Here is a 13,918-nt window from a genome sequence, read left to right as displayed (position 1 = left end):
TGACGCGCACAACACTGCGCGACAGCCAAGCCGATCACGGCCACTGTCAAGCATCAGGTGGGACAGGAACGTCAAGCATCTACCGAGACAGGACACCACCGTCTGGCCTGTCCACTGCGGAACTTGGCTCTATGAGATCAAGGCGCGCCGCCGCTGGCGGCGCGCTGTGCCCGTCGCGTTGGCGACGTGGCCTGCATCCATCGCGGCTCGGGCGGCTGCCGCTCCGCTCACGCCGCCCGGCCTGCGCGGCGCAGCCCACGGCCTCGCGACGGCAGCGCCCCCAGCGGCGGCGCGCCGTGATCACGCTCATGACCGATCACATCGTCCGACTCGGCGACTTTGTGTCACTTCTGCCGACCCCTCGTGCGCCCGGTGATCGTTTAACACCGGCCCATCGGCATCAAGGGCGCTCCTTCGTCGCGTCGCTGGCGCGATCGAGCTTCGCTCGCCCCTTGACCCCGACGACCCGGCGCTAACTGCGGCCAGGGCGAGGGGAACGGCGGGGAGCAGGGACCGCCGGAGGACTGAGCGAGGAAGTGAGAGGAAGGTCACACATGGCTCGACGGCATTCGATCAGCCCGCGTCAGCTCGTGCTCTGGCCCCGGCACGCACTGACCGATGCCTACGCCTGCCCGAGGGCACGACGAGGCACGCGACGAGCCGTGCCCCTCGCGTGCCCCTTGTGGCGGTCAACAGCGGTCAATCACGGGTACTCAGCGCACCACTGCCCCGCTCCGCCGCAGGTCAGAGCTTTGGCAGGTCGGGACCAAGATCGCCGACCGACCTTCCAAGCTGGTCATGCGGGTTCGATTCCCGTCACCCGCTCGTTCTGGGCCTCCCCTGCTCGCGGAGAGCGCTCGCCCTGGTCACTCGCCATTTCCTCGGGGGTGCAACCCCCGCGCCCCGCCCGGAGGGCTTCGCCCCCGGACCCCCTCCATGGGACCCCCACCCAATCGCGGCACTTTTCCGTTCAGGGCTTCCCATCACGGACTGCGCTCGCCTTGGCGGCTCACGACTTTTGTTGGGGCGCGGATTGCGCTCGGCGTGCCAGCTCGCCACCTCTTGTCGGGGCGTAGCCCACACCCCACCGGCGGGTCTCGGCCCCCGACCCCTCCATGGGAGCACCACCCATTCACGAGGGCTTCCCGCTCGCGGTGCTTCCTGTCCGCGGGGCCTCGGTCGGCCGCGCTGGAGCCTGATGGTGTCCTAGTGCTTGTTGCGTGCGGTTGGACACGGGCTGTGCGGGTTGGGGTGTCGGGGGTGGCGATTACCATCCCGCCATGGAGATTCGTGGTGGGGCGGCTCTTGTCACCGGGGGCTTGGGGGGGCTTGGGCGGGCCATTGGTGCGCGGTTGCGGGACGAAGGGTGTTCGCTCGCTGTCGCTGGGGGGGTCGGGGACGGGGTTGAGGAGCTTGCCGACGAGGTCGGTGGGGTGGCGGTGGTTGCCGACCTCGCCACTCGGGACGGGGTGTCGCGGGTTGTCGACGCTGTTGGGGGTGTCGACCTGCTCGTCGCCGGGGTGGGGGGTTCCGGGGTGGGGGCGTTCGGCGGGTTTGGGCTTGACGACATCGACCGGGTGATCGACGTCGGGTTGCGGGGGCCGCTTGTCCTCACCCGGTTGTTTGGGGAGAGCATGGTCGCGCGTGGGCGTGGGCACGTCGTGTTCGTGTCCTCGCTCGCCGGGAAGGCCGCTGGGCCGGACGCCGCGCTGCACAGTGCGGTCGCGTTCGGGGTGCGGGGGTTCGCGCTCGGGTTGCGGCAGGACTGGGCGCCGCTCGGGGTGGGGGTGTCCTGTGTGAACGTCGGGGCGGTCGGAGAGGCCGAGACGGCTGACGGGGTGGCGTTGCCCGCCGGGTTCCGGCCGAAGTCGCCTGAGGACGTTGCCGCGGCTGTGGTCCGGGCCGTTCGGCATGACCGGGCCGAAATGGACGTCGCCGATCCCGTGATGCGGGCGGGTGTCGTGTTCGGACAGTTGGCGCCGCAGGCCGCGGCCCGGCTCAGCCGGTTCGCGGGCAGCGACCAGGCAGGTGGGTTGTGACGGTCTTCGTGCATCGGTTGCGGGTCCGGTACAACGAGTGCGACCAGCAGGGCGTGGTGTTCAACGGGCACTACCTGTTCTATTACGACACCGCGATCACCGAGTTGTGGCGCGACCGCGTCGGGCCCTACCAGGAGACCGTGTCGCGCGGGTTCGACATCGTGGTGGCCGAGGCGACCTTGCGGTACCGCAGCGCGGCGCGGTTCGACGAACTGGTCGACATCGCGATGCCCGTCGCGCACCTCGGGACCACCAGCATGATCGTCCGGCCGGAGTTCCGGGTCGGGGACCGGCTCGTGGCGGACGGGGAGATCCGGCACGTGTTCGTCGATCCGTCCACTTTGGTCAAGAAGCCGATGCCGGACGACCTCCGCGCCGCCCTATCGGGTAGCGCGTAGGTACTCCACCTCGAGGACCGGCCTGCCGTCGCCGAAGTCGGTCTCGCGGGTCTTGCCGGTCCGGGCGAAGCCGAACGACTCGTAGAAGTGCTGTGCGCGGTTCGCGCCGGTGATCGTCCACAGGTGGATCCGGCGCAGGCGACCCTCGACGATCAACTCCCACGCGTTGTCCATCAACGTCCACGCGACGCCGCTGCCCCACACGGTCGGATGGGCGTACAGGTCGAACACCTCGCCCTCCCGCACGCCGTAGTCGACCTGCCCGAAGTACACGAACGCCACGACCCGGTCACCGCGCTCGGCCACCAGCAGCGTGTTGCGCCCGAACTCGGGGGACGCCATCACCGTCTTCCACATCTCGCGTCGCTCGTCGACGAACCTGCGCAGCCAGCGGCTCTCGAAGAGGTCCCGGTGTGCCACCCGCCAGGCCTCGGCGTGCACCTCGCCGATGGCGTCGACGTCGTCCTGGGTGGCCTCGCGCACCAGGACCGGCACGTCCGGACCCCGGCGAAAGACCATCTCCCCACGATAGGTCAGACCACTGCCGGGTGACATCCCTTACGAGGGGATTACGCGCCCCACGCACCCGGAACTCTGCGCGTAGCGTCCCCGTTGTCCGTTCACAAGGCTTCGCCGTCGGAAGGTGCACGTGATGGGGACGATCGTCGTCGTCGTGCTGGTGCTCGTCGTGGTGGCACTGGCGGCGACCTACATGAAGAACCAGGCCAACGCCAAGCAGCAACGGCTCGAGGACGCCAAGGCGGACGCCCGGCGCTGGGTCGAGCGGCTGGGCGGCCAGGTGATGAACCTGGTCGGCACGAACGAGGCCGCCAAGCAGGCGCTGGCCGACGCCTCGGAGCGGTACACGGCCGCGGGCTCGCAGATGGAACAGGCCACCACCGCCGAGCAGTCCCGGCTCGTCAAGCAGACGGCCCTGGAGGGCCTGTACTACGTGCGTGCCGCGCGACTCGCCATGGACTTGGACCCGGGCCCGGAGCTGCCCGCGGACCCCGAGCGGGAGCGTGCCGGCAAGGTCACCGAGGACCGCAGGGTGAGCGTCGAGGGCCACGACTACGAGGCGTCCCCCGCGCCGAGCAACGCGACACCGCACTACTACCCGGGTGGGCGCGTGGCCGGGCGGCCGGTGCCGCAGGGCTGGTACAGCGAGCCGTGGTGGAAGCCCGCGCTGGTCGCGGGTGCCTGGGGTGTCGGGTCGATGCTCCTGTTCAGCGCGATGTTCTCCGGCATGTACGGCATCCCGGACGCGCAGGCCTGGGAGCAGGGCTACGACGCCGGCCAGGCCGACGCCATGGAAGGCGGCGACGCCGGTGACGCCGGTGGTGACTACGGCGGCGACTACGGCGGCGACTACGGCGGTGGCGACTACGGCGGTGGCGACTACGGCGGCGGTGGCGACTGGGGTGGCGGCGACTTCGGTGGCGGCGACTTCGGCGGCTTCTGACCCAACGCCCTGAAAGACGCTTTCGGGACACTGAACGTCCTGCAAGCGTCTTTCAGGGCAGTCAGGCCTGGCAGGTGGGGCACCAGTAGAGGTTGCGGGCCGCCAGCTCGGTCTTGCGGACCGGCGTGCCGCACACCAGGCACGGCATGTCGTGGCGGCGGTACACGTACACCTCGCCGCCGTGCCGGTCCACGCGCGGCGCACGGCCCGTCACGTGCGGCAGGTGCTCGTCGCGGACCGTGTCGATGCGGCCCTTGCGGACCCCGTCGCGCATGAGGTCGACCAGGTCGGCCCACATGTCCTTCCACAGCACGTCGTCCAGCGAACGGCCCGGCAGCAGCGGGTTCACGCCGTGGCGGAACAGCAGTTCGGCGCGGTACACGTTCCCGACGCCCGCGAGGATCTTCTGCTCCATCAGCAGCGACGCGACCGGCAGCTTCGAGCGGGTGATCCGCGCGTACGCCACCGCCGGGTCGGCGTTGCGGCGCAGCGGGTCGGGGCCCAGCCTCGACAGCAGCTCCCGCTGTTCGGCGACGTTCATGACCTCGCACCGCGTGGGCCCGCGCAGGTCCGTCCAGTGCGTCTCGCCGACCATGCGCATCCGCACCTGGCCGACCGGCTGTGTCGTCGGCAGCGGCTGCTCCGTGAACGTCCCGCAGAGGCCGAGGTGGACGTGCACGATCGCGTCCCGGTCGTACACGTGGAACAGGTGCTTGCCGTACGCCTCCGCCCGCGCCAGCACCCTGCCGTCCACCGCGGACGCCGGGAAACGGCCCTGTGGGCTCGTCACAGACACCGGATGTTTGGCGTACCGCCGGGTGTGCAGACGGGCGAGCCGGTGGAGCGTGTGTCCCTCTGGCACGGCTCAGGCGGGCAGCGGCGGCGGGGTGCCGGTGCGCTCGTAGTCGGTCAGCATGGCGATGCGCCTGGCGTGCCGCTCGTCGCCCGAGAACGGGGTCGCGAGGAACGTCTCGACGATCGCCGTCGCGTCCTCGACGCTGTGCATCCGCCCGCCCACGGCCACGACCTGCGCGTTGTTGTGGGAGCGACCCAGCCCGGCGGTCTCGGTGTCGTACGCGAGCACGGCACGGCAGCCGGGCACCTTGTTGGCGGCGATCTGCTCGCCGTTGCCGGAGCCACCGATCACGACGCCGAGGCTGCCCTCGTCGGCGACCGTGCGGCGCGCAGCCTCGACGCAGTAGGGCGGGTAGTCGTCCGCCGCGTCGTAGACGGCGGGGCCGACGTCGACGACCTCGTGACCGGCGTCGGACAGGTGCTTGACGAGATGCGCCTTCAGCTCGAAGCCGGCGTGGTCGGAACCCAAATAGACACGCACGCCCGGCATTCTGCCAGTTCTGGAAGCATGTGCCCGGTGACGGTCTTCGAACAGGACGGCTACGACCTTCGTGTCGAGTGGGGCCTGGACGGTGTTCGTGCGCTCGGTCCCCACTGCGCGGTGCTGGTCATCGTCGACGTGCTGGTGTTCACGACCACGGTCGACGTGGCTCTGGGGCGGGGCGCGCGGGTCCTACCGCTGGCGTGGCACGACGAGCGCGCGGCCGAGGCGGCGAAGGCCGCGGGGGCCACGCTCACGCCGACCGGCCTGGAGAAACTCGACGGGCAGCAGACGTCCGGGTGGTCGTTGCGACCGTCGTCGTTGACCGAACTGCCGCCGGACACCCTGCTGGGGATCACCTCGCCCAACGGCGCCACGCTGTCCGCGGCCGCCGCCGAGACGGGTGCCACCGTGCTCGCGGGCTGCCTGCGCAACGCGTCCGCCGTGGGGGCCGCGGCGGCCAGGCTCGCCGGGGACCGGCCGGTCGGCGTGATCGCGGCGGGCGAGCGCTGGCGGCCGCAGCAGACCCTGCGGCCCTCGGTCGAGGACCTTCTCGGTGCGGGTGCGGTCGCGGCGGCCGTGACCGGGCGTGCCGCGCCGTCGTCGGAGGCGGCGCTCGCGGTGCTGTCGTACCGGGCGGTCCAGGACCGCGTCCCGGACGTGCTCGCCGACTCGGTCTCCGGACGTGAGCTGGTCGCCGCCGGTGTGGCGGACGACGTGAAGCTGGCGGGCGACGTGGACGTCAGCACGGTCGTGCCGGTGCTCGAGAACGGCGTGTTCACCGCATGAGCGGCCGATGGGTCGAGGTCGCGAACGGGGTCTACGCGCGCCGTTACGTCGAGCTGGACCAGACGCTCGGGCTCGTCGTCGGTGACACGCACTGCCTGGTGATCGACACCGGCACGGACGAGGTGCACGGCGCGTCCATGGCGGCCGCCGTGCGGTTCGTGACACCGCTGCCGTGGACCGTGGTGATCACGCACGCACACTTCGACCACTTCTTCGGCACGGCCGCGTTCCTGCCCGCGTCGGTGATCTCCCACGAGCGGTGCCGGGCGCTGATCCTCGCCGAGGGCGAACGGCAACGGCGCGTGTGGTCGGCGAAGTACCGTTCGGAGGGCAAGGCGGAGCAGGCGGAACGGCTCGCGTCGGCGCAGCTGGTCGCGCCGACCGAGGTGATCACCTCGCAGGTGCTGCTCGACCTGGGCGGGCGCACCGTGACGCTGATCCACCCCGGGCAGGCGCACACCGACCACGACCTGTTCGTGCACGTGCCGGACGTCGACGTGGTGTTCGCGGGCGACCTGGTCGAGCAGGGCGCGCCGCCGTCCGTCGGACCGGACTCGAACGTGCCGAACTGGCCCGCCGCGCTCGACCGGATCCTCGACCTGCGGCCCACCGTGGTGGTGCCGGGGCACGGAGATCCGGTCGACGCGGAGTTCGTGCGGCGCCAGCGCAACGAGCTGGCGCGCGGCCGCCGCTAGGGTCGCGAGTCGGAAGCTGGTGCGCTTATCGGCGGATCCAGGTTTCCGCTGGCAAGGCGCCGATCCTCCCTCGTACCGGGTTGTACCTGGGTGGATCGGCAACGCCGCTCAGCGGGACACTAGGCCTGGATGGACTTCAGCTCGGTGAACTCCTCCAGCCCGTAGCGGCCGAACTCGCGGCCGTTGCCGGACTGCTTGAAGCCACCGAACGGGGCCCTGGTGTTGAACGCGGCGCCGTTGATGTCGACCTGGCCCGCACGCAGGCGGCCCGCGACGGCACGGGCGCGGTCGGCGTCACCGCCGAAAACACCGGCTGCCAGGCCGTACTGGGTGCCGTTCGCGATGCGCACGGCGTCGTCGTCATCGGTGTACGGGAGCACCGCCAGGACCGGGCCGAAGATCTCCTCCTGCGCGATCGTCATGTCCGGCCTGACGTTGCCGAAGACCGTCGGGCGCACGAAGTAGCCACGGCCCTCGACGGGCTCGGGGCCACCGGCCGCCAACGTCGCGCCCTCCTCGATGCCCGTGCGGATGTAGCCGATCACCCGGTCACGCTGCGCCGCCGACACCGACGGGCCGATGCGGGTCGACTCCAGTGCCGGGTCGCCGGGGACGTACTTCGCGGCGGCCGCGGCGGCCACCTCGACCGCCTCGTCGTGTCGGTCCGCGGGCACCAGCAGGCGGGTGAGCGCGCTGCAGGCCTGGCCGTTGTTCATGTAGCCGTTCGCGACGGTGATCTTGACCGCGCGGACCAGGTCGGCGTCGTCGAGCACCACCGACGCGGACTTCCCGCCCAGCTCCAGCGCGATCTTCTTGATCGTCTCGGCGCCGACGGCGGCCACCCGGCGGCCCGCGCGGGTGGAGCCGGTGAACGAGATCATGTCGACGAGCGGGTGCGCGGCCAGCGCCTCCCCCACCACCGGGCCCGTGCCGTGCACCATGTTGAACACGCCCGCCGGGAGCCCGGCCTCCTCGATGATCGCGGCCAGCAGGCCGGCGGTCAGCGGCGCGATCTCGCTGGGCTTGAGCACCACCGTGTTGCCCGCGACCAGCGCCGGCGTCACCTTGGCGACCATCTGCTGCAGCGGGAAGTTCCACGGGGTGATCGCGCCGACGACACCGATCGGCTCACGCACGACCGTGGAGTTGCCGAACGTCACCGGGTCGAGCGCGCCTGCCTCGACCTCCGCCAGCACCCCGGCCGTGATCCCGACCGGGTTCGTGACCTGCACCTTCTGCGCGAACGTGATCGGCGTGCCGACCTCGGCCGTGATCGTGGCGGCCAGCTCGTCCGCACGGGCCTTCAGGCCATCGTTGATGCGCCGGACCGCGGCGACGCGGTCGGTCAGCGGGGTCGCCGCCCACGCCTCGAAGGCCGACGCGGCAGCCTGCACCGCCGCGTCGGCGTTGCTCTGGGTACCCGACGGCACCGATGCGATGACCTCTTCCGTCGCCGGGTTGATGACGTCGATCCGCTCGCCGTCGCTCTCGGTGAACGAGCCGTTGACGAAATGAGCGGTGCTGACGGTAGGGGCGGCCATCGGTCCTCCGTGATGTGACGCGTAAACGGGAGTCGCCCCCCAGCCTGTCACATCCCGGTGCGGTCAGTCGAAGGACAGATCGCCGGTCCTGGTGCGCTTGAGCTCGAAGAAGTTGGGGAAACTCGCCAGCGCGACTGTGCCGTCGAACACCTTGAGCGCGTCCTCGCCGCGCGGTATGGAGGTCAGCACCGGACCGAAGAACGCGACGCCGTTCACGTGGATCGTCGGGGTGCCGACGTCCTCGCCGACCGGATCCATGCCCTCGTGGTGGCTCTTGCGCAGCGCCTCGTCGTTGTCGCTCGTGTGCGCGGCCTCGGCGAGCGCGGCGGGCAGACCCACCTCGGCGAGCGCCTCCGCGATGACCACGTCGAGATCCTGGTTGCCCTGGTTGTGGATCCGGGTACCCATCGCGGTGTACAGGTCGCGCAGGACCTCCTCACCGTGCTGCTGCGCGGCGGCGATCGCGACGCGCACGGGCCCCCACCCGTTGTCCAGCATCCTGCGGTAGTCCTCGGGCAGGTCGCGGCCCTCGTTGAGCACGGACAGGCTCATCACGCGGAACCGGAGGTCGACGTCGCGCTGCTGCTCCACTTCGAGAATCCACCTGGAGGTGATCCAGGCAAACGGGCACAACGGGTCGAAGTAGAAGTCGATCTTCGTCTTGCTGGGGGAAGTCATAACCGGAACAACCGACGAAGACGAGGAGTTCTTCCCGTTCTTCACGCCTGACGGGCCAAACCGTGCCGTCGGGTGATTGGATGCCGATGAACAGGATTGTCAGTACCGAACAATGACCTGAGGTGACCAGTGGCTCCGCCCAACCTGACCCGTGACGAAGCACAACGGCGCGCCGCGCTGCTCGACGTCCGTTCCTACGACGTCGAGCTGGACCTCACGGACGGCGGCGGCAAGCCGGGCGACGCCACGTTCCGGTCCACCACGACCGTGCGATTCGCGAGCAAGGAGGCGGGCGCCGACTCCTGGATCGACCTGGTCGCCGCGTCCGTGGAGAACGCGACGCTGAACGGCACGGCCGTCGACGTGTCCGCCTACCGCGAGGACACGGGCATCGCGCTGCCCTCGCTCGCGGAGGAGAACGAGCTGACCGTCGCCGCGACATGCCGGTACATGAACACCGGTGAGGGCCTGCACCGCTTCGTCGACCCGGTCGACGGCGGCGTGTACCTGTACACGCAGTTCGAGACGGCCGACGCGAAGCGCATGTTCACCTGCTTCGACCAGCCCGACCTGAAGGCGACGTTCCGGTTCACGGTCATCGCGCCCGCGGACTGGAAGGTGATCTCGAACGCGCCCATCGAGTCCAGCGAGGAGACCGCCGAGGGCGCGGTCCGGCACGTCTTCGAGACGACGAAGCCGATGTCGACGTACGTGACCGCGCTCGTCGCGGGCCCGTACGCGGAGTGGCGGGACGAGTACACCGACGAGTGGGGCACCATCCCGCTCGGCATCTACTGCCGCTCCTCGCTCGCCGAGCACATGGACGCCGAGCGGCTGTTCACCGAGACCAAGCAGGGTTTCGACTTCTACCACCGCAACTTCGGGGTGACCTACCCGTTCGGCAAGTACGACCAGTGCTTCGTGCCGGAGTTCAACGCGGGTGCCATGGAGAACGCAGGCTGCGTGACCTTCCTCGAGGACTACGTGTTCCGGAGCAGGGTCACCCGGTACGCCTATGAGCGCCGCTGCGAGACCGTGCTGCACGAGATGGCGCACATGTGGTTCGGCGACCTCGTCACCATGCGCTGGTGGAACGACCTGTGGCTGAACGAGTCGTTCGCGACGTTCGCGTCGGTGCTCGCGCAGGCGGGCGCCACCGAGTACAAGCACGCGTGGACGTCCTTCGCCAACATCGAGAAGTCGTGGGCGTACCGGCAGGACCAGCTGCCCTCGACGCACCCGGTCGCGGCGGACATCCCGGACCTGCAGGCGGTCGAGGTCAACTTCGACGGCATCACCTACGCCAAGGGCGCCTCGGTGCTCAAGCAGCTCGTCGCGTACGTCGGGCAGGAACAGTTCCTGTCGGGGCTGCGGGTGTACTTCGCCAAGCACGCGTGGGGCAACGCGACGCTCGCCGACCTGCTCGCGGCGCTGGAGGAGGCGTCGGGGCGGGACCTGTCGTGGTGGAGCGCTCAGTGGCTGGAGACGACCGGCCTGAACTCGCTGCGCCCGTCGTTCGAGGTCGACGGGGACGGGAAGTTCACGTCGTTCGCGATCACGCAGGGCGGTGCGCGGCCGGGGGCCGGTGAGCTGCGCACGCACCGGGTCGCCGTCGGTGTGTACGACGACCAGGACGGGAAGCTCGTCCGCACGCACCGCGTGGAGCTGGACGTCACCGGTGAGCGCACCGAGGTGGCGGACCTGGTGGGTGTCGCGCGCGGCAAGCTGGTGCTGGTCAACGACGACGACCTGTCGTACTGCGCGATGCGGCTCGACCCGGACTCGCTCGCGACGCTCGTGGACCGGATCGGCGACATCACCGAGCCGCTGCCCCGCACGCTGTGCTGGTCGGCGGCGTGGGAGATGACCCGCGAGGCCGAACTGAAGGCGCGTGACTTCGTCACGCTCGTGTGCCACGGGCTGCCTGCGGAGACCGAGGTGGGCGTGGTGCAGCGGCTGTTGCTGCAGGCGCAGACCGCGATCAACTCCTACGCCGACCCGGCGTGGGCGCCGACCGGCTGGCGGACGTTCACCGACCGCCTGTTCGCGCTGGCCGCCGACCCGGCCACGGAGTCGGACCAGCAGCTGGCGTTCGTGAACTCGCTGACGGGGTCGCGGTTGGAGGCCGACCAGCTGGGCGTGCTGCGCGGGTGGCTGGACGGTTCCGCGCCGCTCAAGGGGCTCGTGGTGGACACGGACCTGAGGTGGCGGCTGCTGCAGGCGCTGGTGGCGCACGACGCGGCGACCGACGCCGAGGTCGCCGAGATGCTGTCGGCCGACCCGACGGCGACCGGGCAGCGGCAGGCGGAGCGCACGCGTGCGCTGCGGCCGTCCGCCGAGGTCAAGGCGGAGGCGTGGCGGCGGGCCGTGCACGACGACGAGCTGCCGAACGCCGTCAACGAGGCGATCATCGCGGGCTTCTCGCACCCGACGCAGAAGGAGCTGCTGGCGCCGTACGTGTCGCGGTACTTCGCGGACGTGGCCGACGTGTGGTCGCGGCGGTCCAGCGAGCGGGCACAGCCGGTGGCGCTGGGCCTGTACCCGTCGTGGGCGGTCTCGTCGGACACCGTGGCGGCCTCCGACGAGTGGCTGGCCGACGAGTCCCACCCACCGGCCCTGCGCCGTCTGGTCTCGGAAGGCCGCGCCGGCATCGTCCGCTCCCTGGCCGCCCGCTCCTTCGACAAGGAGTAACCCCGCGAGTCACGCTCTCGAACACCGCGAGTCGCGCTCCCCGACATACCGAGTTGTCAGTTTCGTGCAGTCCCGTTTCCGCACGAAACCAACAACTCACTGTGTCCGAGAACGCGACTCGCGGTGTTTGGGGGCGCGAAAACGCCGCGCCTTCTAAGGGAGGCGCGGCGTTGTTCGTTGGCTTCTAGTGTTTGGCGCCTGCCTGGTCGGTGAGCATGCGCAGGCCGCTCACCAGGCCGCCGATCAGGTCGCCCTCCTTGAAGGACGCGACCATGCTCATGACCGCCAGGTTGCAGGCGCGGTCGGGCAGGCGGCGGGTGGACTCGGCGCCCGTCACGACCTCGACCTTGCGCTGGCCGGGGGACACGGCGACGAGCACCGCCGACGGCGCGTTCTCGCCGGACTCGGCGTGCAGCTGCTCGGCGGTCGCGCGCGTGTCGTCACCCAGGTGGCCGAGGTAGACGCTGAAACCGAGGCCCGTGGTGCGGGCCGACAGCGTCAGGGCCTCATCGAGGCGGGCGAGCTGCACCGAGCTGAACGGCAGCTCGGCCTGGGCGGGCTCGTACTCCTTGGCGACCGACACGCGGCCGCTGGCGGTCACGACCGCGCCGTACCCGTGCTCGACGTCCTCGGCGACGATGTCACCGGGCTTGCCGTGCAGAACGACGTCACCAGCTGCCACGAGCGCCTCCCTTGGCCGTGGGGCGCGGCTTGCCGCCACCGGTCGGAACGGCGGACGCGTCAGCACCCGCCGGGTTGGCGGTCCACCAGACCGCCGGGTACTCCCAGGGCTGCCCCGGGCGGTACCGCGGCGCCTTGGCGAACTTGTCCCGCAACGTCAGCAACGCCACCACGCCGTAAATGGCCAGCGGAATCACCGCGAAGATCAGAAGTGTCTGCACGACGCTCACGCGCGACACACTACCCAGCGCCGCCCGGACCGCGGAACTCGGCAGCCGGAGGACCGCTCAAGATCACATCGAGTGATCAACTACTGCGACTCCGGTAGCCGTGCTGGGCCGTGTGCGCGCCGAGTCGTTCATGCCCCGGGATGAAGCGGTGACTGCGAACGGCCGCATCTCACGGAGAGACATCGCATCATCACGCTTTACGTCTTGTCGATTACAGTTCCAGCTCATAGCTTTCACCTGTACGGCCCTTGCGGTCCCTTCCCCGGCACGCTGCGTGCCCGTATCGCCGAGGAGTCCCCGTCATGCAGACCACCACCCCGACGATCATCACCCATTCGGACGAGTGCTCGCTGCTGGGCACCCGCGTCACCCGTGGCACCAGGGTCACCCGAGGAACCAGGGTCACGCGGGGAACGCGCGTCACGGCGGGCACGAGGGTCACGCGTGGCACCCGGGTCACCCGAGGCACGCGCGTCACCGCGGGAACCCGCGTCACGAGGGGCACGCGAGTCACGCTCGGCACTCGGGTGACGGCGTCCTAGTTCGCGCGGGAGGGCCGGTCTACGCGGCCGGCTCTCCCAGGTAAGGCAGCCATTGGGGGTCGGTGTCCACGACACCGGCGAGCAGGCGCCAGTGCGTCCCGCGCGGTGCCCTCGGCACCACCCGCAACCGCCAGCCCAGCTCGGAGAGCAGCTTGTCGGCCTTGCGGTGGTTGCACTTCACGCAACACGCCACACAGTTCTGCCACGTGTGCTCGCCGCCGCGACTGCGCGGGATCACGTGGTCGATGGTCTCCGCTCGGCCACCGCAGTAGGCGCAACGGTGCCGGTCCCTGTGCATCAGCCCGGCTCTCGTGAGCGGCACCCGCGCCCGGTAGGGCACGCGGACGTAGCTGGAGAGGCGGATCACGGACGGGACCACAACGCTGTCGCTCGCCGAGTGCAGCACGATCCCGGCCGGGTCGCCGTGCACCACCTCGGCCTTCCCGCAGACCACCAGCACCACCGCGCGGCGCAGCGGAAGAGCGGTCAGCGGCTCGAAGGTGGTGTTCAGCAACAGCACACGGCGCTTGCCCCAGGACAGGGCGCCGTTAAGCGGCTCAGTCGCGCCGGCATCCGACGGTTCGGCTTGCGAACGCAGGGGCGTCCGCGACGCCGGCCCACGGGCGGCGCCGATCGGAGTCGGATGTCGGTCGGGCACGCGACCACCTCCACCGGATCTGGCAGCCATAGCAGACCACAGATCACCCCCCGAACGCACGCGTGTTGTGCAACGTGTCCGGCCACCGTGCTTGATCGGTGACCGAATCGACCGTGCGGCCCGGGACCGCTTCCGCCGAGTGGCGTGGTGGCGCGCCGCGGAGGACACCTGCTGGGGT

The 13,918-nt window shown here is 70.4% G+C and carries 15 protein-coding genes; 7 read left to right on the top strand and 8 right to left on the bottom strand.

What is annotated here, in order from left to right:
- Window positions 1-1,280 precede the first annotated feature (1,280 nt).
- Window positions 1,281-2,039, top strand: a complete 759-nt coding sequence (locus ACIBVP_RS42470) for an SDR family NAD(P)-dependent oxidoreductase (protein WP_396112288.1) — start codon at window positions 1,281-1,283, stop codon at window positions 2,037-2,039.
- Window positions 2,036-2,437: an acyl-CoA thioesterase gene (locus ACIBVP_RS42465; RefSeq protein WP_396112287.1), complete on the top strand. Its 402-nt coding sequence runs from the start codon at window positions 2,036-2,038 to the stop codon at window positions 2,435-2,437. Before ACIBVP_RS42470 ends, ACIBVP_RS42465 begins: the two co-directional genes overlap by 4 nt.
- On the opposite strand, the gene ACIBVP_RS42460 is transcribed toward ACIBVP_RS42465, so the two are convergent.
- Window positions 2,420-2,956 carry a GNAT family N-acetyltransferase gene (locus ACIBVP_RS42460; RefSeq protein ID WP_396112286.1) on the bottom strand — a complete coding sequence of 179 codons (537 nt, stop codon included), beginning with the start codon at window positions 2,954-2,956 and terminating at the stop codon, window positions 2,420-2,422. The two genes, ACIBVP_RS42465 and ACIBVP_RS42460, sit on opposite strands and share 18 nt — an antisense overlap.
- 133 nt (window positions 2,957-3,089) lie before the next feature.
- Between ACIBVP_RS42460 and ACIBVP_RS42455 the strand changes: the two genes are divergently transcribed.
- Complete coding sequence (locus tag ACIBVP_RS42455; protein WP_396112285.1) at window positions 3,090-3,899, top strand: hypothetical protein; 810 nt, start codon at window positions 3,090-3,092, stop codon at window positions 3,897-3,899.
- A 61-nt stretch (window positions 3,900-3,960) separates the two neighbouring features.
- Here the strand turns inward: ACIBVP_RS42455 and ACIBVP_RS42450 are convergent, their stop codons facing one another.
- Window positions 3,961-4,761, bottom strand: a complete 801-nt coding sequence (locus ACIBVP_RS42450; RefSeq protein WP_396112284.1) for an Fpg/Nei family DNA glycosylase — start codon at window positions 4,759-4,761, stop codon at window positions 3,961-3,963.
- A 3-nt stretch (window positions 4,762-4,764) separates the two neighbouring features.
- Entirely contained in the window at window positions 4,765-5,235 is a 471-nt protein-coding gene (locus ACIBVP_RS42445; protein ID WP_396112283.1) for a ribose-5-phosphate isomerase, read from the bottom strand.
- A 36-nt stretch (window positions 5,236-5,271) separates the two neighbouring features.
- Between ACIBVP_RS42445 and ACIBVP_RS42440 the strand changes: the two genes are divergently transcribed.
- Both ACIBVP_RS42440 and ACIBVP_RS42435 read left to right on the top strand, forming a co-directional pair.
- Window positions 5,272-6,024, top strand: coding sequence for a 2-phosphosulfolactate phosphatase (locus ACIBVP_RS42440; protein ID WP_396112282.1), 753 nt, complete (start codon window positions 5,272-5,274; stop codon window positions 6,022-6,024).
- Entirely contained in the window at window positions 6,021-6,719 is a 699-nt protein-coding gene (locus ACIBVP_RS42435; RefSeq protein WP_396112281.1) for an MBL fold metallo-hydrolase, read from the top strand. Before ACIBVP_RS42440 ends, ACIBVP_RS42435 begins: the two co-directional genes overlap by 4 nt.
- Window positions 6,720-6,838: 119 nt before the next feature.
- On the opposite strand, the gene ACIBVP_RS42430 is transcribed toward ACIBVP_RS42435, so the two are convergent.
- Window positions 6,839-8,260, bottom strand: coding sequence for an aldehyde dehydrogenase family protein (locus ACIBVP_RS42430; RefSeq protein WP_396112280.1), 1,422 nt, complete (start codon window positions 8,258-8,260; stop codon window positions 6,839-6,841).
- 63 nt (window positions 8,261-8,323) lie between these two features.
- Complete coding sequence (locus tag ACIBVP_RS42425; RefSeq protein WP_396112279.1) at window positions 8,324-8,938, bottom strand: DsbA family protein; 615 nt, start codon at window positions 8,936-8,938, stop codon at window positions 8,324-8,326.
- A gap of 129 nt (window positions 8,939-9,067) precedes the next feature.
- On the opposite strand from ACIBVP_RS42425, the gene pepN reads away from it, so the two are divergent.
- Window positions 9,068-11,629 (top strand): aminopeptidase N, encoded by a 2,562-nt coding sequence (gene pepN, locus ACIBVP_RS42420; protein WP_396112278.1) that lies wholly within the window; start codon window positions 9,068-9,070, stop codon window positions 11,627-11,629.
- A 184-nt stretch (window positions 11,630-11,813) separates the two neighbouring features.
- Here pepN and ACIBVP_RS42415 read toward each other — a convergent pair whose 3' ends face one another.
- Window positions 11,814-12,311, bottom strand: coding sequence for a DUF5130 family protein (locus ACIBVP_RS42415; RefSeq protein ID WP_396112277.1), 498 nt, complete (start codon window positions 12,309-12,311; stop codon window positions 11,814-11,816).
- The gene (locus tag ACIBVP_RS42410) at window positions 12,298-12,540 is read right to left on the bottom strand and encodes a hypothetical protein (protein WP_396112276.1); all 243 of its coding nucleotides are present in this window, start codon (window positions 12,538-12,540) and stop codon (window positions 12,298-12,300) included. The genes ACIBVP_RS42415 and ACIBVP_RS42410 overlap by 14 nt, the downstream gene beginning before the upstream one ends.
- A 302-nt stretch (window positions 12,541-12,842) precedes the next feature.
- On the opposite strand from ACIBVP_RS42410, the gene ACIBVP_RS42405 reads away from it, so the two are divergent.
- A complete protein-coding gene (locus tag ACIBVP_RS42405; protein ID WP_396112275.1) occupies window positions 12,843-13,082 on the top strand; it encodes a hypothetical protein in 240 nt (79 codons plus the stop codon).
- Between the two features lie 19 nt (window positions 13,083-13,101).
- Here ACIBVP_RS42405 and ACIBVP_RS42400 read toward each other — a convergent pair whose 3' ends face one another.
- Entirely contained in the window at window positions 13,102-13,740 is a 639-nt protein-coding gene (locus tag ACIBVP_RS42400; protein WP_396112274.1) for an HNH endonuclease, read from the bottom strand.
- Window positions 13,741-13,918 lie beyond the last annotated feature (178 nt).

The sequence above is a fragment of the Actinophytocola sp. NPDC049390 genome (assembly GCF_044466355.1).
Lineage (GTDB): Bacteria > Actinomycetota > Actinomycetes > Mycobacteriales > Pseudonocardiaceae > Actinophytocola.
This window is presented reverse-complemented; position numbering and strand designations above follow the sequence as displayed.

Coding starts and splice junctions, on each gene's coding strand:
- ACIBVP_RS42470 (WP_396112288.1), top strand. CDS start 1,281: ATGGAGATTCGTGGTGGGGCGGCTCTTGTCACCGGGGGCTTGGGGGGG.
- ACIBVP_RS42460 (WP_396112286.1), bottom strand. CDS start 2,956: ATGGTCTTTCGCCGGGGTCCGGACGTGCCGGTCCTGGTGCGCGAGGCC.
- ACIBVP_RS42455 (WP_396112285.1), top strand. CDS start 3,090: ATGGGGACGATCGTCGTCGTCGTGCTGGTGCTCGTCGTGGTGGCACTG.
- ACIBVP_RS42435 (WP_396112281.1), top strand. CDS start 6,021: ATGAGCGGCCGATGGGTCGAGGTCGCGAACGGGGTCTACGCGCGCCGT.
- ACIBVP_RS42430 (WP_396112280.1), bottom strand. CDS start 8,260: ATGGCCGCCCCTACCGTCAGCACCGCTCATTTCGTCAACGGCTCGTTC.
- ACIBVP_RS42425 (WP_396112279.1), bottom strand. CDS start 8,938: ATGACTTCCCCCAGCAAGACGAAGATCGACTTCTACTTCGACCCGTTG.
- ACIBVP_RS42405 (WP_396112275.1), top strand. CDS start 12,843: ATGCAGACCACCACCCCGACGATCATCACCCATTCGGACGAGTGCTCG.